General features: G+C 70.1%; 19 protein-coding genes. 10 read left to right on the top strand and 9 right to left on the bottom strand.

Going from position 1 to position 22,066, the window contains the following annotated elements; genetic code table 11:
• Positions 1 to 46: 46 nt before the first annotated feature.
• The gene (locus tag GQF42_RS26900) at positions 47 to 1,627 is read left to right on the top strand and encodes an acyl-CoA mutase large subunit family protein (RefSeq protein WP_158924016.1); all 1,581 of its coding nucleotides are present in this window, start codon (positions 47 to 49) and stop codon (positions 1,625 to 1,627) included.
• Positions 1,628 to 1,636: 9 nt separating this feature from the next.
• On the opposite strand, the gene GQF42_RS26905 is transcribed toward GQF42_RS26900, so the two are convergent.
• The gene (locus GQF42_RS26905) at positions 1,637 to 4,627 is read right to left on the bottom strand and encodes a COR domain-containing protein (RefSeq protein WP_158924018.1); all 2,991 of its coding nucleotides are present in this window, start codon (positions 4,625 to 4,627) and stop codon (positions 1,637 to 1,639) included.
• A 140-nt stretch (positions 4,628 to 4,767) separates the two neighbouring features.
• Here GQF42_RS26905 and leuE point away from each other — a divergent pair, with 140 nt between their 5' ends.
• Positions 4,768 to 5,418 carry a leucine efflux protein LeuE gene (leuE, locus tag GQF42_RS26910; RefSeq protein WP_158924020.1) on the top strand — a complete coding sequence of 217 codons (651 nt, stop codon included), beginning with the start codon at positions 4,768 to 4,770 and terminating at the stop codon, positions 5,416 to 5,418.
• On the opposite strand, the gene GQF42_RS26915 is transcribed toward leuE, so the two are convergent.
• Positions 5,393 to 6,799, bottom strand: coding sequence for an FAD-dependent monooxygenase (locus GQF42_RS26915; protein WP_158930630.1), 1,407 nt, complete (start codon positions 6,797 to 6,799; stop codon positions 5,393 to 5,395). The two genes, leuE and GQF42_RS26915, sit on opposite strands and share 26 nt — an antisense overlap.
• A 65-nt stretch (positions 6,800 to 6,864) precedes the next feature.
• On the opposite strand from GQF42_RS26915, the gene GQF42_RS26920 reads away from it, so the two are divergent.
• Positions 6,865 to 7,515, top strand: a complete 651-nt coding sequence (locus GQF42_RS26920; RefSeq protein ID WP_158924022.1) for a TetR/AcrR family transcriptional regulator C-terminal domain-containing protein — start codon at positions 6,865 to 6,867, stop codon at positions 7,513 to 7,515.
• 62 nt (positions 7,516 to 7,577) lie between these two features.
• On the opposite strand, the gene GQF42_RS26925 is transcribed toward GQF42_RS26920, so the two are convergent.
• From GQF42_RS26925 to GQF42_RS26935, 3 genes are all read right to left on the bottom strand, one after another.
• Positions 7,578 to 8,714, bottom strand: coding sequence for an acyltransferase family protein (locus tag GQF42_RS26925; protein ID WP_158924024.1), 1,137 nt, complete (start codon positions 8,712 to 8,714; stop codon positions 7,578 to 7,580).
• 155 nt (positions 8,715 to 8,869) lie between these two features.
• A complete protein-coding gene (locus GQF42_RS26930) occupies positions 8,870 to 10,204 on the bottom strand; it encodes a polysialyltransferase family glycosyltransferase (protein ID WP_158924026.1) in 1,335 nt (444 codons plus the stop codon).
• Entirely contained in the window at positions 10,201 to 11,178 is a 978-nt protein-coding gene (locus GQF42_RS26935) for a glycosyltransferase family 2 protein (RefSeq protein ID WP_158924028.1), read from the bottom strand. Before GQF42_RS26935 ends, GQF42_RS26930 begins: the two co-directional genes overlap by 4 nt.
• A gap of 198 nt (positions 11,179 to 11,376) precedes the next feature.
• Between GQF42_RS26935 and GQF42_RS26940 the strand changes: the two genes are divergently transcribed.
• The 4 genes from GQF42_RS26940 to GQF42_RS26955 are packed head-to-tail and all read left to right on the top strand — an operon-like array spanning position 11,377 to position 16,079.
• Positions 11,377 to 12,687 (top strand): DUF6716 putative glycosyltransferase, encoded by a 1,311-nt coding sequence (locus tag GQF42_RS26940; protein WP_158924030.1) that lies wholly within the window; start codon positions 11,377 to 11,379, stop codon positions 12,685 to 12,687.
• Between the two features lie 17 nt (positions 12,688 to 12,704).
• On the top strand, positions 12,705 to 13,934 hold the full coding sequence (locus GQF42_RS26945) for an N-acylneuraminate cytidylyltransferase (protein WP_158924032.1): 1,230 nt from the start codon (positions 12,705 to 12,707) through the stop codon (positions 13,932 to 13,934).
• A gap of 13 nt (positions 13,935 to 13,947) precedes the next feature.
• Positions 13,948 to 14,886 carry an N-acetylneuraminate synthase family protein gene (locus GQF42_RS26950; RefSeq protein ID WP_158924034.1) on the top strand — a complete coding sequence of 313 codons (939 nt, stop codon included), beginning with the start codon at positions 13,948 to 13,950 and terminating at the stop codon, positions 14,884 to 14,886.
• 44 nt (positions 14,887 to 14,930) lie between these two features.
• Positions 14,931 to 16,079: a hypothetical protein gene (locus GQF42_RS26955; protein WP_158924036.1), complete on the top strand. Its 1,149-nt coding sequence runs from the start codon at positions 14,931 to 14,933 to the stop codon at positions 16,077 to 16,079.
• Positions 16,080 to 16,103: 24 nt separating this feature from the next.
• Here the strand turns inward: GQF42_RS26955 and GQF42_RS26960 are convergent, their stop codons facing one another.
• From GQF42_RS26960 to GQF42_RS26970, 3 genes are all read right to left on the bottom strand, one after another.
• Positions 16,104 to 16,457, bottom strand: a complete 354-nt coding sequence (locus GQF42_RS26960; protein WP_158924038.1) for a hypothetical protein — start codon at positions 16,455 to 16,457, stop codon at positions 16,104 to 16,106.
• 63 nt (positions 16,458 to 16,520) lie between these two features.
• Complete coding sequence (locus GQF42_RS26965) at positions 16,521 to 16,727, bottom strand: DUF397 domain-containing protein (protein ID WP_158924040.1); 207 nt, start codon at positions 16,725 to 16,727, stop codon at positions 16,521 to 16,523.
• Between the two features lie 8 nt (positions 16,728 to 16,735).
• Positions 16,736 to 17,587, bottom strand: coding sequence for a helix-turn-helix domain-containing protein (locus tag GQF42_RS26970; protein WP_158924042.1), 852 nt, complete (start codon positions 17,585 to 17,587; stop codon positions 16,736 to 16,738).
• A 185-nt stretch (positions 17,588 to 17,772) separates the two neighbouring features.
• Between GQF42_RS26970 and GQF42_RS26975 the strand changes: the two genes are divergently transcribed.
• Positions 17,773 to 18,183: an ATP-binding protein gene (locus GQF42_RS26975; RefSeq protein WP_158924044.1), complete on the top strand. Its 411-nt coding sequence runs from the start codon at positions 17,773 to 17,775 to the stop codon at positions 18,181 to 18,183.
• Between the two features lie 45 nt (positions 18,184 to 18,228).
• On the opposite strand, the gene GQF42_RS26980 is transcribed toward GQF42_RS26975, so the two are convergent.
• The gene (locus GQF42_RS26980) at positions 18,229 to 18,885 is read right to left on the bottom strand and encodes a class I SAM-dependent DNA methyltransferase (protein ID WP_233273474.1); all 657 of its coding nucleotides are present in this window, start codon (positions 18,883 to 18,885) and stop codon (positions 18,229 to 18,231) included.
• Between the two features lie 233 nt (positions 18,886 to 19,118).
• Between GQF42_RS26980 and GQF42_RS26985 the strand changes: the two genes are divergently transcribed.
• Positions 19,119 to 20,357, top strand: a complete 1,239-nt coding sequence (locus GQF42_RS26985; RefSeq protein WP_158924048.1) for an amidohydrolase — start codon at positions 19,119 to 19,121, stop codon at positions 20,355 to 20,357.
• Positions 20,358 to 20,979: 622 nt separating this feature from the next.
• Positions 20,980 to 22,035: a BMP family lipoprotein gene (locus tag GQF42_RS26990; protein ID WP_158924050.1), complete on the top strand. Its 1,056-nt coding sequence runs from the start codon at positions 20,980 to 20,982 to the stop codon at positions 22,033 to 22,035.
• The last annotated feature ends 31 nt before the right edge of the window (positions 22,036 to 22,066 follow it).

Raw genomic sequence — 22,066 nt, forward strand, 5'->3', positions numbered from 1 at the left:
ACGGGGCATGGTGAGGGGGGAGACAGAACGTACTGCGGAGGCATCCATGGCGCGTGAGTCGGAATCGGGTCTGCCGATCGAGCCGGTCTACGGGCCGGCCGAGCTGACCGGCTGGGACCCGGCGACGAAACTGGGCGAACCGGGCGGCTACCCGTTCACCCGCGGGGTCTACCCGACCATGTACACCGGCCGCCCCTGGACCATGCGCCAGTACGCCGGCTTCGGCACGGCCGCCGAGTCGAACGCCCGCTACCGGCAGCTGATCGCGCACGGCACCACGGGCCTGTCGGTCGCCTTCGACCTGCCCACCCAGATGGGCCACGACTCCGACGCGCCCCTTGCGCACGGCGAGGTCGGCAAGGTCGGCGTGGCGGTCGACTCGGTCGAGGACATGCGGGTGCTGTTCGACGGCATCCCGCTGGACCAGGTCTCGACGTCGATGACGATCAACGCCCCGGCGGCCCTGCTGCTCCTTCTCTACCAGCTGGTGGCGGAGGAACAGGGCGTGCCGGCGGACCGCCTGACCGGCACGATCCAGAACGACGTCCTCAAGGAGTACATCGCGCGCGGGACGTACATCTTCCCGCCCGCCCCCTCCCTGCGCCTGACCGCCGACATCTTCCGGTACTGCACCGCGGAGATCCCCAGGTGGAACACGATCTCGATCTCCGGCTACCACATGGCCGAGGCGGGCGCCTCGCCCGTGCAGGAGATCGCGTTCACGCTCGCCGACGGCGTCGAGTACGTGCGTACGGCGGTCGCGGCCGGCATGGACGTCGACGACTTCGCGCCCCGCCTGTCCTTCTTCTTCGTGGCCCGTACGACGCTGCTGGAGGAGATCGCCAAGTTCCGTGCGGCGCGCCGGATCTGGGCGCGGGTGATGAAGGAGGAGTTCGGGGCGCGCAACCCCAGGTCGCTGATGCTGCGCTTCCACACCCAGACGGCCGGCGTGCAGCTGACCGCCCAGCAGCCGGAGGTGAACCTGGTCCGGGTCGCCGTCCAGGCCCTGGGCGCGGTGCTCGGCGGCACCCAGTCCCTGCACACCAACTCCTTCGACGAGGCGATCGCGCTGCCGACGGAACGCAGCGCCCGGCTGGCGCTGCGCACCCAGCAGGTGCTGGCGTACGAGACGGACGTGACCGCGACGGTCGACCCCTTCGCCGGCTCCTATGCCGTGGAGCGGATGACGGACGACGTCGAGGAGGCGGCCGTCGGCCTGATGCGGCGGATCGAGGACCTGGGCGGGGCGGTGGCGGCGATCGAGCAGGGCTTCCAGAAGGCCGAGATCGAACGCAACGCCTACCGCATCGCCCAGGAGACCGACTCCGGGGAACGGGTGGTCGTGGGCGTCAACCGCTTCCAGCTGGACGAGGAGGAGCCCTACGAACCCCTCCGGGTGGACCCGGCGATCGAGGCCCGCCAGAGGGACCGCCTCGAGCGCCTGCGGGCGGAGCGGGACCGAACGGCGGTGCACGCGGCCCTCACCGCGCTGAAGAAGGCGGCGGGCGGCGAGGACAACGTGCTGTACCCGATGAAGGAGGCGCTGCGGTCCCGGGCCACGGTCGGGGAGGTGTGCAACGCACTGCGGGAGGTGTGGGGCAGCCATGTGCCGTCGGACGCGTTCTGATCCCCCGGCTCAGGCCTGCTGCCGAGGCGGGGCACCGACGTTGCCGGCCTGGGACGGCAGCGCGAGTGCTTCGTGCCCGGTGCCCGCGCCGAGCACGCCCTGCCGGTAGAAGCGCGCGTGTTCCCGGCACAGCCAGTAGGCCGGGCCTTCGGGGGTCGTGACCTTGTTGAGGCCGGCCCAGTGCTCCTCCGGGTCGAGCTGCTTGAGCAGGGCGTACATCTGCCGGTACTCGGCATGATCCGTCGCCACGACCGTGGAGCGCGACTCCCGGTCGCTCAGCTGTCTGCGGGTCTCGTCGGGAAGCGAGTCGAGCAGCGCCTTCATCAGCTCCAGATCGTCCTTCATCGCCTTGCTCAGGTCCTCGGACACCGCTCCGACGGCCGCACCGAAGACGGGGACGACGTACTTGAGCACCTTGAGCGACAGATGCACGTACGGCAGCACGACCTTCGTGAACTCCGAGTTCGCGGGCAGCTCGTACGGCTCGGCCCCCTCCAGCAGGTGCCACTCGCCGGGCGCCTCGCAGCACAGGTGCAGCTGGAAGACGTCCCCGGGCCGCAGCCGGTGGCCCGCCTCACGACGCGACACCCGGCGCACCCAGAGCACGCTGGGGCAGATCGCCTCCTGCTGGCTCTGCTCGCGGCGCAGCAGCGCGAGGAATCCCCGCTGCTGCTCGGCCACCATGGCCGACACCTCGGCACGGGCCTGCTCGATCCCGTCCCGCACCTCGGCGTGCCGGCGCTGCCCGATGATCTCCATCCGGTCGAGTCTCTCGAGGACCTGGCGTGTCATCTGTTCGGACCGGTCGGCGGCCGGCCGTTCGATGCCCTGCAACAGGAAGGAGACCTCGACGTCCTCCAGGTGCTCCGGGCACTCGATCGTCTCGAGGGGAGGACGGCGGTCGAGCCGGGCCCGCAACTGCTCGTGCCGGAACTCGTGCGGGCATGCGCTGCCGTCCGGGTACCGGTGCGGGCACGGAACGAGGCGGGTGATGTCGAGGCCGGGATAGCGCTGGAGGGTCTGCTCGAATCCGTCCTTGAGCACGGCGAAGAAGTCGTGCGGGTACGAGCCCCGCACCCGCAGCTCGGCCGTCTTCGCATGGCGGTCCACCGTCACCAGCGCGGCGTGCACACCGTCCGGATGCCGGAGCAGCGCTCCGGAGCGCCAGCGCACGGGGGTGGAGAACCGGTGCTCACGGGCGATGAACCAGGTGGGGATGCCCGGAGGGACCGTGTGCAGCCGGTAGCGCAGGCGCAGTTCCCGCTGACCGAGGCGCTCCGGGGAGTTCCACTCGTCCTGGTACGGCGGCGGGTTCCAGGGCAGCAGTTCCACCACGAGGCTCGCGGCCTGGTCCTCGGTCCGGTACGAGAGGTCGAAGTTCTCCATCATGCGGATGAGGTGACGCCGCATGGACCGCTCGACGTCCCGCCAGAGCGTGGCCCCGAAGGAGTGGTGGAACAGGCCTCCCTCGTTGAGGACGTCCTCGGAGTCGAGCACCCGGCTGATGTAGGCCGTCAGCCACTGGGGGCGCAGGACGACGAGATCGCACAGCTCCTCGTCGTCCGGGTAGTAGAGGAGGTCGCCGAGGCTGTGCAGTGCGGCGGTGAGCGAGACCTGGTGCGAAGGCTCGCGCACACCGGCCGCCGAGAGCAGCTCGTTCAGCTCCTCCGGCGTGATGTGCTTGTCCTCGGCCGCCCGTACCGTGTCCGCGGCCCGCAGCCAGGTACGCGGCCAGGTCACGCCCATCAGGGGGAGTCCGGCGACCTGTCGGCGAATGACCTCGCGCACCTGCGCGACACCGGCACCGCTCGCGCTGTCCGCACTGAGACTTTCGACGATCAGCCCCGGATACGTCTCCTGCAACTCGTCCAGGGGGAGGTCAGGGGGCCGCGGCCCGAGATGCGTGGCGACCAGCACGACGGGAGCCTGCGGCGCCCTGGCCTTGATCATGTCGAGCCAGTAGTGCAGCTTGCTGCCCTCCCAGCCGATCTGCGCGTCCCACAGCAGCAGGAAGAGCGAGCGGTCGGTCAGGAAGAACTGGTGGGTGGCGTGGTAGATCTCCTGACCGCCGAAGTCCCATGTGCTCAGCCGCATGGTCACGTCCTCCCCGGCGGGGGGATGCGGATGCGGCATGTCCAGCGTGCCGACGGTGAGCCCGTGGGTGCTGTCCTCGTTCGGGTTGTGGGTCTCTCCGCGCAGGGCCCGCAGGAGCGAGGTCTTGCCCACGCGGCCCTCGCCGACCACGACGACCTTGGACGACCACTGGCGCACGGGGTCGGCCTGCGTCTCGGCGAGGAAGGTGACGACGGCCTGCGCGCCGGCGGCGACCACCTCGGGGGGTGGGCTGGTCAGGGGGTTGCCGTGGAGCCCCAGTGAGCGGAGTTCGCGGAGGGCGCCCATGCTCTCGGGAAGTTCGGAGAGGTGGTTCCCGGCCAGTTCCAGGCGTTGGAGTCGGGCGAGGCGGCCGATGTCCTCGGGCAGGGCGGTCAGGAAGTTGGCGGGCAGCCACACCGTTTCGAGTTCGGTGAGGTTCGTGATCCAGGCGGGCAGGGATTCGATCGAGTTCTCGCCGAGTGCGAGGAACGTGAGCCTGGTGAGGTGCTGGAGCGTGTCGGGCAAGGTGGCGAGGCGGTTGCCGTAGAGCTGGAGCTGCCTCAACCGGGTCAGGTTGCCGAGGCTGTCCGGGATCGCGACCACCTCGTTGAAGTCCAGTCCCAGGCCGACGAGGCGAGTGAGTCCGCCGACCGACTCCGGAACGGTGACGAGAGCGTTGTGATCTGCGGAGAGCTGCTCGAGCCCGGTGAGGTCCCCGATCCACTCGGGCAGCTCTTCGAGGCTGTTCGAGTCGAGGATGAGCCTGGTGAGGTGCGTCAGCCCGCGCACCTCCTCCGGCACCGTCGTCAGGTCGAGCCCGGCGAGGTCGAGCACCTGGCGCTCGGTCGCCCGACACGCGTCGATCCGTTCGCGCGCCTCAGCGAGACCGTCGTCCGTCGAAGCCAATTCCCGTCCCCCACCCTGTACTTCGCCCGGAGGGCTCCTTTGTCCCTCGTGAGACACACAGGGTAGGGATTGCGTCACTCACGGGTCAGGACAATCCGGGAATCCGTCCGCACTCGTGCTTCCGTGCGACACTCCTTTCCATGTTCGGCGTCATCGATCTCCCCACCTATCTGGCCGGCCTCGCGCTGATCGTGGTGCTGCCCGGGCCCAACTCGTTGTATGTGCTGTCCGTCGCCGCCCGGCGCGGGGTGCGGGCCGGGTACACCGCTGCCGCGGGGGTGTTCTGCGGGGACACCGTGCTGATGACGTTGTCCGCCGCCGGGGTGGCTTCCCTGCTGAAGGCCAACGCCGTGCTGTTCGGGATCGTGAAGTACGCAGGCGCCGGATACCTGACCTGGCTGGCGTTCGGGATGCTGCGCTCGGCCTGGCAGCTGTGGCGGACGCGGCGGGAGCAGGCCGTGCAGGAGGAGGCGCCCGCGCGGGCCGCCGAGGAGCGGCCCTTCAGGCGGGCCCTCGTCGTCAGCCTCTTCAACCCCAAGGCGATCCTGTTCTTCGTCGCCTTCTTCGTGCAGTTCGTCGACCCGGGCTACGCCTACCCGGCCCTCTCCTTCGCCATCCTCGGCGCCTTCGGGCAGCTGGCCAGCTTCCTGTACCTCAGCACGCTGATATTCGGCGGGACCCGCCTGGCCACCGCGTTCCGGCGCCGCAAGCGGCTGTCGGCGACGGCCACTTCGGCTGCCGGTGCGCTGTTCCTCGGGTTCGCGGTCAAGCTGTCGCTGGCCGGTTCGTAGCCGGTCGAAGACCGGTCCCGGACAGGTAGGCCCGCAGTCCTCGCGCCGTCTCGCCCGCCCAGCCCACGTAGCCGTCCGGGCGGATCAGGAACACCCCCGGGCCGTACGACTCCGGGGCCGCGGGGAGCGACCTGAGACCCCCGGCCGTGGTCTGTGCGCCCAGGAGGGTCCAGTGCGGCCCCCTGAACGCGTCGAGGAGGCGTACGCCGTTCACCGTGCCGTCGGGGGCCCGGTCGCCCGCCCGTACCGGGCCCGGGTGCGCACGGGTCTCCCGCGTCAGCGACGACTCCCGGTATCCCAGATCGAGTTGGACCGTCGCCTTGCCGCGGCGGACCTCGCCCCGGTGTACCCCGGTCGACAGGTCCAGCATCGCGGCGGCGTTCGGCCGGCGCTCCTCCTCGTAGGTGTCCAGGAGGGCTTCCGCGGCACCGTCCCGCAGCACCGCGCCCAGTTTCCAGCCCAGGTTGTAGGCGTCCTGGACGCTGGTGTTCAGGCCCTGGCCGCCCGCCGGGGAGTGGACGTGCGCCGCGTCGCCCGCGAGGAAGACGCGGCCCACCCGGAAACGGTCCGCCAGCGCCGCGCGCGGGCGGAAGTCCGAGGCCCAGCGCAGCCGGGTGACGGCGTCCCCGCCGAGGTGCGTGTACGCGGCGACCAGCTTGCGGATGCCGTCCGCGGACAGATCGGGTTCCGTGCCCTGCGGCAGGCGTGCCTGCAGCTGGAAGTCGTCCGTGCCGGGCAGCGGGCACAGGCCGAGATAGGTGTCGTCCGGCCCCGGGAACATGTGCCAGTGGTTGCGGTCCAGGCCCCGTACCCGTACGTCCGCCACCAGGAACGGCGCCGGGTCCACCGTCTCGCCGGCCATGCCGACGCCCAGCGCGCGCCGGATCGCCGAGCGTCCTCCGTCGGCCGCGACGACGTACCGTGCGCGCAGTGTCGTACCGTCGGCGAAGCGGGCGCGCACGCCGTCCGCGTCCTGGTCCAGGCCGGTCGGCTCGCGCCCGAAGGCGACCTTCCCGCCCAGCTCCGTCAGCCGCGCGTACAGCGCCTCCTGGGTGCGCCACTGCGCGACCATCAGGGGCTCGGTGTACGGCGCGCCCTCGTCCGCCTCGATCCTGTCGAACACCGGCTGTTCGCCGACGCGCTCGCCGCCCCGCCAGACCGTCCGGTTCGGGTACGGCCCGCCCACCGCTCGGATCGCCTCCAGCAGGCCCAGGTCGTCGAAGACCTCCTGGGTGCGCGGCTGGATCCCCTTGCCGCGCGAGCCGGGAAAGAGCCGTCCGTCCCGCTCCACCACCAGTGCGTCCACGCCCCGGCGGGCGAGGTCGATGCCCAGGGTCAGGCCCGTCGGGCCCGCGCCCACGATCAGGACGTCCACGAGAATTCTCCTTAACGCCGTTAAGTGCCGTTGCCCATGAGCGTGCCCTTAACGCTGTTAAGCTGTCAAGTGTGAGCCCCGAGAAACGCGCCCCCCTGGACCGCCGACGCGTCGCCGACACGGCGCTGCGCCTGCTGAACGAGACCGGCCTGGAGGGGCTGACGCTGCGCGCCATCGCCAAGGAGCTGGACGTCAAGGCGCCCGCCCTGTACTGGCACTTCAAGGACAAGCAGGCGCTGCTCGACGAGATGGCGACGGAGATGTACCGGCGGATGACCGCCGGGAGCGTGCTCGATCCGGACGACAGCTGGCAGGAGCGGCTGTCGCGGGTCGGCCGCGGGCTGCGGGAAGCGCTGCTCGGCTATCGCGACGGCGCCAAGGTCTTCAGCGGCTCACGCTTCACCGGCATCGAGCACGCCCCGGCCCTCGAGGCGAACCTGCGGCTGCTCACGCAGGCCGGGCTCGGCCTCGCGCAGGCGGTCGACGCGGGCCGCACGGTGAACGTGTACACCATCGGCTTCGTCACCGAGGAACAGGGCGTACGGCCCCTGCCGGGCGAGCGCCGGGAGGGGTACGACATCGACGAGCGGGCCCGGCGACTGGCGGACTTCCCGCTCGCGGCGGCGGCCGGTGAACGGCTCTTCGACGACTACGACCGCCAGTTCGAGGAAGGACTGGCGGTCGTGATCGCGGGGATCGGAGCGCGGTACGGGATCGGCTGACCTCGATCGGCTGACCGCGGTCGGCTCACCGCGGTCGGCTCACCGGTGCGAGCCGACCGGGATCAGCCCGCCGGTATGCGTACCGGCTTGAGCGCCCGCTTGAGCCGGGGCCCCAGCGGTTTCTCCACGAACCGGTGGATCAGCCACGCCAGCACCAGCATGCCCAGCACGGTCACCGCGAGCGTCGGCCACGGACCGAGGCCCAGGCCCCGGTGCAGAGCCCTTATGACGAACCAGCCCAGATGCTCGTGGACCAGGTAGAACGGGTACGTCAGCGCGCCGGCCGTGACCAGCCAGCGCCAGGAGGCCCAGCGGGTCCAGCCGAGGGCCACGACGGCGACGGCCGCGAAGGCGACGGTGACGATCAGGATCACGACGTACGGGTTCCGGTGCGGGTGGGGACCCCACAGCCCGACGGTGGCCTCGCGCTGGGCGAGCAGCCAGGACATCGCGACGATGCCCCAGGTGAGCAGATCGCTGCCGAAGCGGTGGATCAGGTACAGCGCCAGACCGCCGATGAAGAAGGGGGCGTACTCGGGCATGATCACCTGGTCCAGCAGCGCGTTCCTGGAGCTGTGGCACAGCACGGCCGCCAGCGTCCAGACGCAGGCGAACAGCACCGTCCGGCGGTAGGTCACCCCGCGCAGGACGACGAGCAGTGCGAACAGCACGTAGAAGCGCAGCTCGACCCAGAGCGTCCAGCACACGCCGAGGACCCGGGTCGCGCCCATCGGCTGCTGCAGCATCGTCAGGTTGACCAGGAACTCGTCCAGCCGGACCGCATGGACGACGGCGGGCAGGGCGAGGGACGCCCCCGTGACCAGGACCAGAGCCACCCAGTAGGCGGGGTACAGGCGCGCGACCCGGGAGCGGAAGAAGTCACCGAGGGTGCGGCCCCAGCTGCTCATGCAGATGACGAAACCGCTGATGACGAAGAAGAACTGCACCCCGAAATTGCCGTAGACGGCGGCGCGGGACAGGGTCGGGAAGATGTGCGACGGGCTGCCGTGCCAGGAGGCGGAGACAGGGCCGCCACGGCCGGCGTAGTGGTAGAGACAGACCATCAGGGCGGCCACCAGCCGCAGGCCGTCGAGGGCGAGCAGACGGCTCCCCCGCCCGTCGGAGCGGGCGGGCGCGGTGGCCGCGCGGGGTATCAAGGGGCCGGGTGCGGCGGCGAGGCCGGGGGATGGAGCAGCCATGTGCGGTTTCCTTCCTGATTCGGTTGTGCGGCCGGCCCCGCTCGTGGCTCACCGGCTGCGGATGGCTCCCTGCACGTGGGGCCGGCCTGCTGCTGTGACGGCTCACCCGGCCGTGTGCGGCCTGCCGCCGTGCGCGGCCCGCCGCCCCGGCCCGGCTAACTCCGTGCGCCCCGGCGCAGGCTGCGCGCCTTGCGGGCCACCCGGCGCACGGTCGCGTTGCGGGGGATGAACGCCAACTGGGACGGCACCCCGCCGGGCAGGGCCAGCGACGACAGCCGCCGCCGCTTGAAGTAGCGCAGGGTGCGGGAGTTCAGGTTCTTGGCGAGCCAGGCCTCGGCCTCGTCGCGCAGCCTCGGCAGGATCTTCGGCTGCATCGCGAAGCCCACCGCGCCCAGCAGGCCGCTCAGCGCCTCGACCGCCATGCCCGGACGCTGCTCGGTGACGGCTGCGGTGTCGGTCAGCTCCGGCAGCAGCGCGTCGACGATGGTGACCGGGATCCGGTTGCTGTTCTCGTACGGGACCAGCTGCTCCAGCAGCAGCTCGGTGCCGATCCGGGCGGCCGGCAGTCCGTAGAGCGCGGAGGCGGTGAGCAGGGCGGTGGAGAAGCAGCCGACGACCAGAGCGGGACGCATCCGCTGGTACAGCACCTCGGCCAGCACCGTGGTGTCGAGCACGGTCAGCTCGACCTTCAGCCGCTGCGCCTCCTTCTCCAGGGAGCGGGTGAAGCTCGGCGGGGCGGACGGATGCGGCTTGAACACCACCTTGGTGTGCCCGAGCGCGGCCGCGCCCCTGAGCATCCGCAGATGCAGGTGCTCCTCCTGCTCGACGGTGAGGATCTCCAAAGCCGAGAGGTACTGGCCGAGCAGCAGCGCCGGTTCCTCGATCTCGGGCAACCCCTCGCCCACGGGGGCCAGTTCGGCGAGGACCTTGGTGAAGGCGGCCGTCGGCACGATCTCGCCGGGCACACCGAACTCGGTGAGCAGCAGCGGCTCCAGACTCGGCACCAGGTCCAGGTGCAGCACCCGGTCCACCCGGGTGCCGACCAGCGGGTCGATCTTGTTGCGGGTGGGGCCGTAGCTCATCAGGCCGTCGGCGTAGACCGTCACCGGGGCGCCGGTGAAGATCTGACCGAGCGCCAGGGAGGGGTTGACCTGGATCGACTCGACGACCAGCTCCACGTCCTCGTCGCCCAGGTGCCACTCGTGGCGCAGGAAACGCTCCCACAGCGGCATGTCGTCCACGCGCGGTGCCCAGCCGCCCGGGTGGAACGGGTGGATGGTCTCGTTGTACGAGATCACGTCGTCGAACCGGTCGCGCAGCTTCTCGAAGCCGGGTGCCTCGTCCAGGCCGGGCGTCGTCTCCGGGGTGGCGGAGTTGTTGCAGACCAGCAGGATCCGCCGGTCGGCCGGGCGGAAGCAGCCGGAGTCCAGGGCGGCGGCGAGCGTGGCCGTGCCGTACAGCGTCGACGCCTGGAAGATCTGGGTGGTCACGCGGCGGCTCCCGCGGAGGCCGGACGGCGGCGCAGCCGGCGCAGCTTGGAGGCGCGCTGGATGTCCATGGAGTCCAGTGCCTCGTCCAGTACGTCCTGCGGCATGCGCCGCAGGGCCGCGGCGCTCATGGATTTCAGTTTTCTCGCCACCGCTGGCTCGAACCTCTCGATGGATCCCAGATGATGGGAAATGATGGCGCAATAGGTACGGACGGCCTTCGGCAGCAGTTCATCCGCCTGCGGATCCTGTGCGGTTTCCGCGACGACCTGATCGAACGCGCGAATGAAATCGAGCTGCCGGACATCACCGATCTGGGTGAGCGACGAGGCCACCCCACGCCGGTAGAAAACGCCGAGCAGGCTCACTGCGGCGAAGGACTCCGCCTCCCGGTGCAACTTCCAGATCCACGGCCGGTCCTCGGCCGTGCGCAGCCCGTCGGTGAAGTGCAGCAGGCCCTTGTCCACCAGCCGGCGGTGGTAGACGCCCGCCCATGCGTACGCGTAGTCCACGGACGTCGAGCGGTCGGCGGGCAGGATCGCCTCGCGCGGGTCCAGCACCACGCCCCGCCGGCCGACCGGCACCCGGAACACCTGGCGCGACCGGCCGGTGCACTGCACATGGTCGGTGCGGATGAAGTCGCAGCCCAACTCCTCCATGGCCGCGACGAGCTGCGGGAAGTAGCCGGGGGCGAGCCAGTCGTCGCCGTCCAGGAAGGTCAGGTACTCGCCGCGCGCCCGGTCGATGCCGGTGTTGCGCGCGGTCGCCAGCCCTCCGTTCTGCTCGTGCCGGACGTACACCGCTCCGGGCAGCTCGCGCTCCGCGCGCGCGAGAATCTCTGGTGTCCCGTCGCGAGAACAATCGTCGACGAGAATGAATTCGAAGTCCTCACGCGCGTTCGCCTTCAGGCTCCTGAGCGTGTCGGGCGCGTATTGCTGCACGTTGTAGAACGGCACGATGACGGAGAGCTTGACCACGTCAGGGACGTTAGGGGGAAGCCCGTCATTCGTCTTGACGCTTTGCTTGATGCTGAGTGAACGGCACGTGGCGAAGCTGTGAACCGGGCTTTTTTCCCGTGCCCTCACGACCCGATTCGCCATTCGGCGATGTGCTGTTAACCGTTTGTTGTATTCAGGTTGGGCGGGACCTCGGAATGGCTTCCTAGCGTCTTCGGCGTGCCAGCAAGTGCTACGAAGTCTCTGCGGGTCGCCGTCCTCGCCGATTCCGACACCCGGTGGAAATGGGGCGCGCTCACCGCGCAGCGCCTCCTTCCGGCGGATGCCGAGATCCGGCTCGACGGCTACCTCCTGAGGGGACGAGCCACCCCGACAGCCCGCCAGCTGAGGGAAGTCGGCGTCCGTGCGGACTCGCTCCGCGAGGTCACCGGCGTGGAGTTCCTGCGCGCGATGACCGAGGAGCCCTACGACATTCTCGTCCTCGCGCTGGTCGGCGGCGGCGTGCAGGCGATGCTGCACGGGCTGCGGGCCGCCTGGGGGACGGGCGAGCGCCCCGTCGTGGTCACCGGGTACGTCGGTGTCGTCTACGAGAAGCTCGCCGACGGACTGCTGCTGCGGCACGGTGCGGACCTCGTCCTCGCCAACTCCCGGCACGACGCGGAACGGTTCCGCGCCGTGTACGAGGGTGTGGGCGCGGACGCCTCGGCGGTCACCGAGGTCGCGCTGCCCTTCCTCGGCGGGGCGCCGTACACCGGTGAACACAAGCCGTACACGGTGGTGTTCGCGGCCCAGCCGTCGGTACCGGACAGCCGCAAGGACCGTACGTACCTGCTGAACCGGCTCATCGGGCACGCCCGCAAGCACCCCGAGCGCGAGGTGCTGCTCAAGCTGCGCTCCAAGCCGGGTGAACACACCACCCACATCGAGGAGCTGCCGTACCAGAAGCTGGTCCAGGGCAAGGACGTGCCCGCCAACTTCCGCCTGGTGTACGGCCACATGGGTGAGGTGCTGGACCACACCGACCTGCTGGTCACGGTCAGCTCCACGGCCGCCCTGGAGGCCCTGCACCGCCGGGTCCCCACGGTCGTCCTCACCGACCTCGGTGTGCGTGAGGTGCTCGGCAACCACCACTTCACCGGTTCCGGGTGCCTCGCCTCCTGGGACCAGCTCGACGCCGGGCACCGGCCGGTGCCGGACGAGCAGTGGGTGGCCCGCCAGGGCGTGGCCGCCGACGGTTCGTACGAGACGGCCTTCGACGTCGCCCGTGAGCGCATCGCCAAGCTGCTTGGGCGCCCGGGCGGGCTGGCACCCCTCGCCCCCTACTACACCCCCGAGACGGCGCCCGGATACCTGCCCGGCATCCTCGCCCGCCACCACCTCGGCCCCGACGGCGTCCCGCTGCCCGGTGCGCCCGCCGCCGACAAGGAACCCGGAGCGGTCCGCCAGATCGTGCGCCGTGCCGCCCGCGGCGCCTACCGCCACGGCGTCCAGCGGGTCGCCCCGGTGATCCGGCGGATGGGGGAGCTGTGACCTTCCAAGGAGACTCCATGTCCAACCCGCAGGCGGGCCCAGGCGCGACGGTGCGCCGGGTGCTCGCGGTGATCCCCGCGCGCGGCGGCTCCAAGGGCGTGCCCGCGAAGAACCTCGCCCCCGTCGGCGGCGTCCCGCTGGTGGCCCGCGCGGTGCGCGAGTGCCGGGCGAGCCGGCTGGTGACCGACGTCGTCGTCTCCACCGACGACCAGGCCATCGCCGCCGCCGCCCGGCAGGCCGGCGCCGAGGTCGTGCTGCGGCCCGCCGTCATCGCCGGGGACACGGCGACCTCCGAGGCCGCCGTCCTGCACGCCATGGACGCCCACGAGGCGCTGCACGGCGCGCCGGTCGACGTGGTCCTGCTCGTGCAGTGCACCAGCCCGTTCATCGTCCGTGAGGACATCGACGGGGTGGCCGGCGCGGTCGCCGAGAACGGCGCGGACACGGCGGTCACCGTGGCTCCCTTCCACGGCTTCGTCTGGCGCGAGGCCGACGTGGAGTCCGAGGGCGGGGTGGGCGTCAACCACGACAAGTCCTTCCGCCCCCGCCGCCAGGACCGCCCCCAGGACTTCCTGGAGACCGGCGCCGCCTACGCGATGGACGCGGTCGGCTTCCGCGAGCACCAGCACCGCTTCTTCGGCCGCACCGAACTCGTGCGCACCGACCCCGCGCGCGTGCTGGAGATCGACGACCCGCACGACCTGGCGCGGGCCCGGGCGCTGGCGCCCCTCTTCGACGCGGACCGCCCCGGTTCGCTGCCGACCGCCGACGACATCGACGCGGTCGTACTGGACTTCGACGGCACCCAGACCGACGACCGGGTGCTGATCGACTCCGACGGACGGGAGGTCGTCTCCGTGCACCGCGGGGACGGACTCGGCATCGCGGCCCTGCGCAAGAGCGGCCTGAAGATGCTGATCCTGTCCACGGAACAGAACCCTGTGGTCGCCGCCCGTGCCCGCAAGCTCAAGCTTCCCGTGCTGCACGGCATCGACCGCAAGGACCTCGCGCTGAAGCAGTGGTGCGAGGAGCAGGGCATCGCGCCGGAGCGCGTGCTCTACGTCGGCAACGACGTCAACGACCTCCCGTGCTTCGCCCTCGTGGGCTGGCCGGTGGCGGTCGCGAGCGCTCACGACGTCGTACGCGGCGCCGCACGCGCGGTCACCACGGTCCCCGGCGGTGACGGCGCGATCCGAGAGATCGCCAGCTGGATCCTCGGCCCCTCTCTCGATTCCCTCCCCAAGTAAGGACATCTCCCTGATGAGCACCAACTCCCGTCTGCGTACGTTCGGTTCGCGTGAGGTCGGCCCCGGCAGGCCCGTCTACATCTGCGGCGAGATCGGCATCAACCACAACGGTGAGCTGGAGAACGCCTTCAAGCTGATCGACGTGGCCGCCGAGGCCGGATGCGACGCCGTCAAGTTCCAGAAGCGCACCCCGGAGATCTGCACCCCGCGCGACCAGTGGGACATCGAGCGCGACACCCCCTGGGGCCGGATGACCTACATCGACTACCGCCACCGTGTGGAGTTCGGTGAGGACGAGTACCGCCAGATCGACGAGTACTGCAAGGAGAAGGGGATCGACTGGTTCGCCTCCCCGTGGGACACCGAGGCCGTCGCCTTCCTGGAGAAGTTCGACGTCCCCGCCCACAAGGTGGCCTCCGCCTCCCTGACGGACGACGAGCTGCTCAAGGCCCTGCGCGCCACCGGGCGTTCGGTCATCCTCTCCACCGGTATGTCCACCCCCAAGCAGATCCGCCACGCGGTCGAGGTCCTCGGCTCGGACAACATCCTCATGTGCCACGCCACCTCCACCTACCCGGCGAAGGCCGAGGAGCTGAACCTCCGCGTGATCAACACGCTGGAGAAGGAGTTCCCGAACGTCCCGATCGGCTACTCCGGCCACGAGACGGGCCTGCAGACCACGCTCGCCGCGGTCGCCATCGGCGCGACCTTCGTCGAGCGTCACATCACCCTCGACCGCGCGATGTGGGGCTCCGACCAGGCCGCCTCCGTCGAGCCGCAGGGCCTTCAGCGCCTCGTGCGCGACATCCGCACCATCGAGGCCTCCCTCGGCGACGGCGTCAAGAAGGTCTACGACTCCGAGCTGGGCCCGATGAAGAAGCTGCGCCGTGTCGCCGGTGTGGTGACCGAGGCGGAGATCGCGGCGGCGGCCGGCGAGCCCGTCACGGTCTGACCGCTGGTCCCTTGAGCCCCTTACGACGGGACGGTCGTACGCCGATGAGCCCCCGCGCCGGTCAGTCCGGCCACCCTCCCCGCACGCTCGCCTTCGTGGAGAGCCCGGTCCAGCTGCTGAACGTACTGGAGTGGACACACCTGCGCGGACTGCGCGGCACGGACCCGGACCCGCTGCCGTCCGTGCCCGCGCAGGTGCGGCGGACGGTGGTCGGTGACCCCCCACCGGCCGGCCCGGAACTCACCGTCGTCGTCCTGGCCCCGACCGACCCGATGACCCGGGGCCAGCTGCGCCGCATGGCGGACCTGACGCGGGACGAGGGGCACCGGGTGCGCTGGGAGGAGGCGCGCGGCGGTACGACCGCGCCCTTCTCGACGATCGGCGGCCTGGCGGGCGTGCTGCGCCGGGCCGACCGGGTCGTCATGGGCGACCCGTTCTCGCGTTACGTACAACTGCTGCTGACGATCACCCGTGCCCAGGACCTCGTGGTCGTGGACGACGGCACGGCGACGATGGAGTTCGTCGCCCAACTCGCACGCGGCGAACGCCTGGTGCGCTGGCACCGCAAGGGCGGCCGACCCGGGCCCAGGGACCTGCTGTTCGCCCCCGTCTCCTCCTCGGCCCGCCGCCGGCTGACGCCGAACGACCGCCGCCGGGTGGAGGTGTTCTCCTCGATGCCGGTGACGGAGACCCCGCAGGGCGTCACGGTCACCACGAACGACTTCTCCTGGACCCGCTCCCGCTTCGGACCGCCGCGCATCACCAAGGGCGCGGACATGGTCGGCACCTCGCTGGTGGAGACGGGCGTCGTGGACGGCGAGCGCTACCTCGAGGCGGTCCGCAACCTGGCGAAGACCCATGGCGCGAAGCGGTACTTCGCCCACCGCAGGGAGAGCGCGGAGAAGCTGCACCGCCTCGCGGCGGAGACCGGTCTGGAGATAGTCCGCCCGGACCTCCCCCTCGAACTCATCGCCCGCCGGGGCCCGATCGGCCGTACGGTCCTCAGCTTCCCGTCCACGGTCGTGCACACCCTGCCGCTTGCGCTGGTGGGCACGGGGGTGCGGGTGGCGGTGTGCGACATCGACCCGACCTGGCTGACGGAGACCGCGTCCCCGCGCGCCCAGGGCTTCCTGTCGGGGGTCACGGGCACGGCCCGGGACGTGCACCGGCTGGAGACGGTCAGGCTGGCCTAGGCCGTGCCGGACGGGCCGGGTGGGTCAGGTCGGGTCCTCGCCGTCGGCTTCCGCCGCTTCCATGATCGCGGTCTCGTAGAGGTCGATGACCTGTTCCACCGTCCGTTCGGTGTACTTCGCGAGGTCGGAGATCGCCGCGACGGTCCAGTTCGCCAACGACAGGGCGAAGGCCATCAGTTCGTCCTCGCCGAGGCCGCGCTTGACCCCGAGCAGGTAGGCCAGGTTCAGATAGGGCACGAGGTCGGGGTCTTCGACGTGCGCCGCGTTCTTCCGCACCATCTCGATCGTGGTCCGCGTCGCCTCCGCACGGAGCGGGAGCAGCCGGTCCCGTTCGGCGTGGACCTCCATGAGCATCCGCCGGCGCTGTTCTCTGGTCACGCTGTTCCTCCCGGATGTCGGCCCGTCCAATGTCGCGGATCCGACGGACCGTCACATCCGGTTTCATCCAACAGTGCGGTCTGTTGGGTCTTTGAGGGCTCGGACGAAGGGCGTGAAGGCTTCGGCGGGGAAGGTGAGGATGCCGAGGGTGCGGTTCTTGGAGTCGCGGACGGCTATGTGGGTGGGGCGGGTGGCGATCTCTACGCAGTTGGCTCCGTCGTTGCCGCCGGAGTAGGACGACTTCCGCCAGGTGTCGAGAGTGCTGCTCATGGTGGGCCTCACAGTTCCTTGGCCAGTCTGTGGATGAAGTCGCGCGAACAGGTGGGGTCGAGTGACGCCACTTCCATTTTACGAAAGACTGTTCGCAATACGTTGAGTTGAGCCTCCGAATCGATGAAGCCGCTGCCGTCGAGGACTTCACGGACGGCGGTGTCCAGCCTGGGCACGGCGCCTCCGGCGAGCATCACGGGGAACCAAGCGGCCCCGAAACCGTCGAGCGCGAACGGGATGACGCGCACCGTGATGTGGTCGGCCTCGGAGAGTTCCAGGACGCGACTGAGCTGGGCTCGTGAGATGGTGCGGTCGCCGACCTTGATCCGGAGCGCTGCTTCGTGGACAACGGCTTCGTACGGTACGGGGTCAGGCCTGTCGAGGATCACCCTGCGCTGCATCCGGTGTCGCACCCGTTGCTCCAGCTCCTCCTCTGGGAGTTCGGGAACCCTGGAGGAGAACGCGGCTCGGGCGTAGCTCTCTGTCTGAAGCAGGCCCGGGACGACAAGGAACTCCACGTCCCGTCGGTACGTCGCGTGATGCTCCAACTCGGCCAGGTCGAGGAAGGGAGTGGGCAACAGCTCCCGATACTCCTCCCACCAGCCCCGTGTGCGGTCCTTCGCCATGGCCACCAAGGCACCGATCAACTCTTCATCGGTGCAGGAGTAGTTGGCGGCGAGGCGGCGCAGCCGTTTCTCGCTCACCCCCGTGAGGCCGGTCTCGATCTGGCTGATCTGCGCTGAACTCACCCCAAGCAGGGTTGCCGCCTCGCGGGCCGACAGGCCGGCAGCGTCGCGGAGCCTGCGCAACTCTCCCGAGAGCCGCATCTGACGCGCTGTTGGTTCGCTCCTCAAGGCCATGGACTCTCCTCTCAACCCCCTTGCGGGTAACACCCGTTCGAGGGTCAGGTTACGTGATCGGCTTGCGGAACTTAAAAAGATAGGTCTACCGTCAGTGACGTACCGCACACGCAGCGGAAGTGCACCGCATGCGCGGCAACGCCACCCTGCGCGAAAACCCCTCACCTCAACGGAGCTGATGACGCATGCCCGAAAACGAAACCTGGGACTACACGCTCTACGTCCCCAACGACCTCAGAGCGGTCACGGTGTGTCGCCGCACCCTGCGCCTGATCCTGACCCTGCACGGTCTGATCGGCCTGGTGGACACGGCGGAGCTGCTGGCGACGGAGCTGGTGTCGAACGCCGTACGGCACACGAAGGGGCCCGCCGCGCTCAGGGTCCGCCGAACCCGGGAGGGGGTGGTGTGGATCGGGGCGTGGGACAGCGACCCGGCGCCGCCGGACCCGCCGCGCCCGCTGGAGCAGGTGGTGGAGCTGGAGGAGGGGCGGGGGCTGGGGCTGGTCGTGGCGTGTGCGGAGTACTGGGGGTGGATGCCGTCAGCCAGGTTCGGGGACCGGGGGAAGTACGTGTGGTGCGAACTTGTGGCGGCCTAGATCGACGGCGACCGATCGTGCATGCGGCGGAGCCGGGCGACTGACTCAGCGGACCTTCCTGACCAGGACGAACGCCCGCGGCCTGGTCTCCTCGGCGGACGGCTCCCGGCGCACCGTCGCCACCAGCTCCAGGCCTGCCTGGGTGAGCAGCCCCGTCATCTGCTCCGGCGTACGCCAGTAGTAGTCGAGGTCGATCGTCTGGCCGAACCGCTCCGCCAGGTGCAGATGGCCCGGCTCGGTGCCGGTCTGGAAGGCGAGGAGGGCGTGGCCGCCCGGTCGCAGGGTGCGGTGGAACTCCGCGAAGGCCGCCGGCAGGTGTGCGTCCGGGACGTGGATCGTGGAGTACAGGGCGAGGATGCCGCCGAGCGTGGCGTCCGGCAGGTCCAACGACGTCATGGAGCCCACGTGGAAGCGCAGTTCGGGGTGGGTCTCGCGGGCCAGCGCGACCATGGCCGGGGAGAGGTCCACGCCGAAGACCGGCACGCCCAGCGCGTGCAGGAGCGCCGCGACCCCGCCGGGGCCGCTGCCCAGGTCGGCCACGGGGGCCGGACCGTCCGCCGTGACCAGCTCGGCGAACGCGGTGATCAAGGTGCGGTCCAGAGGATGGCCGAGCCCGATCGGGTGCTGCGCTGCGTAGTCCTTCGCGATCGTGTCGTAGGAGCTACGGGTCGTCTGCAGGAACGTCTGCGTCGCGTCGGTCACGGGTCCGGACCCTACCGGGAAGGGGTTCGCTGCGAGGTCCGGCTCCTGGACAAGTCGAGCGTGACTATGGCGAGGCATGGTATCCGTGGAAGGAGAAACAGTGGTTTTACCCATCCGAGTCCGCCGCCAAGCGTCCGCCGGTCAGATTTTCTTCCCCTAACGGGCTGAACTTTTGTTGATCGAGGGGTAGTTGACCACCCGGGCGTCCTACCCTTCAGAGGGTGAAGCAATTGATGTCCCTAGAGTCCGAGGCCGGCCTCGCGGGGGATGTGCTCCCCGGCGCGCTGAGCGAAGCCCTGCACGCCGAACTCGTCGCCTTCCGTCGCGACTTGCACATGCACCCTGAGCTGGGCAATCAGGAGTTCCGTACGACCGCAGCGATCAAGGAGCGGCTGGAGCAGGCCGGGCTGAGGCCCCGTGTGCTCGGCAAGGGAACCGGACTCGTGTGTGACATCGGAATCACCGAGGGTGAGCGGTCGGCCGTACCGCTGCTCGCCCTGCGCGCGGACATCGATGCCCTGCCCATCCCGGACACCAAGACCGACTGCCCCTATCGGTCCACCGTGCCCGATCGGGCGCATGCGTGCGGGCACGATGTGCACACGACCGTGGTGCTCGGGACCGGGCTCGTACTCGCCGAGATGCATGCCAATGGACTGCTTCCCCGCCCCGTACGGCTGATCTTCCAGCCCGCCGAGGAGGTGCTGCCCGGCGGTGCCATGGACGCGATCGAGGACGGGGTGCTGGCCGGCGTCGGCCGGATCCTCGCCGTGCACTGCGACCCCCGGGTCGACGCCGGAAGGGTCGGGCTGCGGCACGGGGCGATCACCAGCGCCTGCGACCGGCTGGAGATCGCGCTCGACGGCCCCGGCGGGCACACCGCCCGGCCCCACCTGACCACCGACCTCGTCACCGCCGCCGCCCGGGTCGCCCTCGACGTACCCGCGGTGATCGCCCGCCGGGTCGACACCCGGGTCGGGCTGGCGCTGACCTGGGGCCGCATCGAGTCGGGGCACGCGCCGAACGTCATCCCGCAGCACGCCGAGCTGTCCGGCACCGTGCGCTGCCTGGACCTCGAGGCCTGGCGGCTGGCCCCCGACATCGTGCACGCGGCCATCGACGAGGTCGCCACCCTGCACCGCGCCAAGTCGGAGATCACCTACCTCCGCGGGGTGCCGCCCGTCGTCAACGACCGGGAGTCCACCGAACTGCTGCGTCGCGCGATGTCGGCCCGGCGCGGCCGGGACTCCGTCGAGTCCACCGAGCAGAGCCTGGGCGGAGAGGACTTCTCCTGGTACCTGGAGAACGTGCCGGGGGCCATGGCCCGGCTCGGGGTCCGCAGGCCCGGTGAGCGGACCGTGCGTGATCTGCACCAGGGTGACTTCGACGCCGACGAGCACGCGATCACGGTGGGCGTGGAGCTGTTCACCGCGGCGGCCTGCCTGGACACGATGTCTGCCATGGAGGTCTGAGCCACGTTCGGACCCGATGGCCCCCACGGGCCCCGTGAGTCCCGTGAGTCACATGGGTAGGGCTGTCCGGTGTGGCACACCGGACAGCCCTACCCATGTGCTGTGGGCGAGGGCGCACACCGAAACGGGTGTCGCCAGGAAATTCAAAGAGTTCCCCCGTGAATGACCAACAAATGGTCGGCCTCGGGCAGTGGCCGAAGATCGACGGTCTCAAACCGGCCACCGCGCAGGTGGGTGCAGGGGGTGTTCGATCGCGGCCCGCGTCTCGCTGCGAGTCCGCGACCGCGCGGTGCGGAAGGGCTGTCGTCGGTGTCCTCGGGACGGGCGGCCGGGGCCTGGGACGAGGGCGGCGGCCGTGGTGAGAGCCGTTCCGCTGATCGGCGCAACACACTCGTAAGCCACTCGTGCACCGCCCGCAATGGCGGCGTGCAAGGGCCCCGACTCCGAGTTCAGATGCTGTTTGCCTCGAATCGATAACGGCTTCGAGAGGGGGTTTTTTGCGACATCTACGCGCGTTACGATGCCGCGAAGCCGACGCCGCCAGGGCGTCTGGGCTGGAGCACTGGCAAGGTGCTCCCATCAAGCGCCGACACGGCGCTCAGGTCAGGTGAAGGAGCCTCCCGTGCGCCGGGTAGCCAAGCTTTCCGCTGCGTGTCTCGCGACCGCGGCACTCGCCGTGACTGCCACCGCGTGTGGCAGCACGTCCTCCGACAACGCCAGCTCGCCCTCCTCCTCCGGTGGCGGCAAGGGCATCAAGATCGGTCTCGCCTACGACGTCGGCGGCCGCGGTGACCGCTCCTTCAACGACTCCGCCGCGCGCGGTGCCGACAAGGCCGAGAAGGAGTTCGGCGGCTCCGTCAAGGAGCTGACCGCGAAGACCTCCGACACCGAGGCCGACCGCGAGCAGCGCCTGTCCGACCTGGCGGACGCCGGCTACAACCCGATCATCGCCGTCGGTTACGCCTACGCGCCCTCCATCACCAAGGTCGCCGCGAAGTACCCGAAGACCAACTTCGGCATCGTCGACTCGGTCGTCAACGCCAAGAACGTCGACAGCATCACCTTCACCGAGGAGGAGGGCTCCTACCTCGCCGGTGTCGCCGCCGCGCTGAAGACGAAGAAGGACCACGTCGGCTTCATCGGCGGTGTGGACGTCCCGCTGATCAAGAAGTTCGAGGCGGGCTTCACCCAGGGTGTCAAGGACACCAACCCCAAGATCAAGGTCGACACCCAGTACCTGAGCCACGGCTCGGACACCTCCGGCTTCGCCAGCCCCGACAAGGGCAAGGAGGCCGCGCAGGGCATGCTCGACAACGGCGCGGACGTCGTCTACACCGCGGCCGGCTCCTCCGGCAACGGCGCGATCGAGGCCGTCAACGGCACCAAGGGCGCCTGGGCCATCGGCGTGGACTCCGACCAGTACAACATCCCGGGTCTCGCCAAGTACAAGAACTCGATCCTGACCTCCGTGGTCAAGAACGTCGACGTCGGCGTCTACGACCTCATCAAGTCCGCCCACGACGGCAAGCCGCTGGCCGGCAACCAGGTCTACTCGCTGGCCAAGAACGGTGTCTCCCTGGCCACCAGTGGCGGCTTCATCAACGACATCCAGGCCAAGCTGGACGCCGCGAAGCAGAAGATCGTCTCCGGTCAGATCAAGGTCAAGACCACCCCGTGACCCTGGCCTGACAGGTCTGACAACGGCTCGG

It is taken from the genome of Streptomyces broussonetiae, assembly GCF_009796285.1.
GTDB classification, from domain to species: Bacteria; Actinomycetota; Actinomycetes; order Streptomycetales; family Streptomycetaceae; genus Streptomyces; species Streptomyces broussonetiae.

Coding starts and splice junctions, on each gene's coding strand:
- GQF42_RS26925 (WP_158924024.1), bottom strand. CDS start 8,714: ATGGCTGCTCCATCCCCCGGCCTCGCCGCCGCACCCGGCCCCTTGATA.
- GQF42_RS26970 (WP_158924042.1), bottom strand. CDS start 17,587: ATGGCCTTGAGGAGCGAACCAACAGCGCGTCAGATGCGGCTCTCGGGA.
- GQF42_RS26985 (WP_158924048.1), top strand. CDS start 19,119: ATGTCCCTAGAGTCCGAGGCCGGCCTCGCGGGGGATGTGCTCCCCGGC.
- GQF42_RS26945 (WP_158924032.1), top strand. CDS start 12,705: ATGTCCAACCCGCAGGCGGGCCCAGGCGCGACGGTGCGCCGGGTGCTC.
- GQF42_RS26955 (WP_158924036.1), top strand. CDS start 14,931: ATGAGCCCCCGCGCCGGTCAGTCCGGCCACCCTCCCCGCACGCTCGCC.
- GQF42_RS26950 (WP_158924034.1), top strand. CDS start 13,948: ATGAGCACCAACTCCCGTCTGCGTACGTTCGGTTCGCGTGAGGTCGGC.
- GQF42_RS26965 (WP_158924040.1), bottom strand. CDS start 16,727: ATGAGCAGCACTCTCGACACCTGGCGGAAGTCGTCCTACTCCGGCGGC.
- GQF42_RS26975 (WP_158924044.1), top strand. CDS start 17,773: ATGCCCGAAAACGAAACCTGGGACTACACGCTCTACGTCCCCAACGAC.
- GQF42_RS26900 (WP_158924016.1), top strand. CDS start 47: ATGGCGCGTGAGTCGGAATCGGGTCTGCCGATCGAGCCGGTCTACGGG.
- leuE (WP_158924020.1), top strand. CDS start 4,768: ATGTTCGGCGTCATCGATCTCCCCACCTATCTGGCCGGCCTCGCGCTG.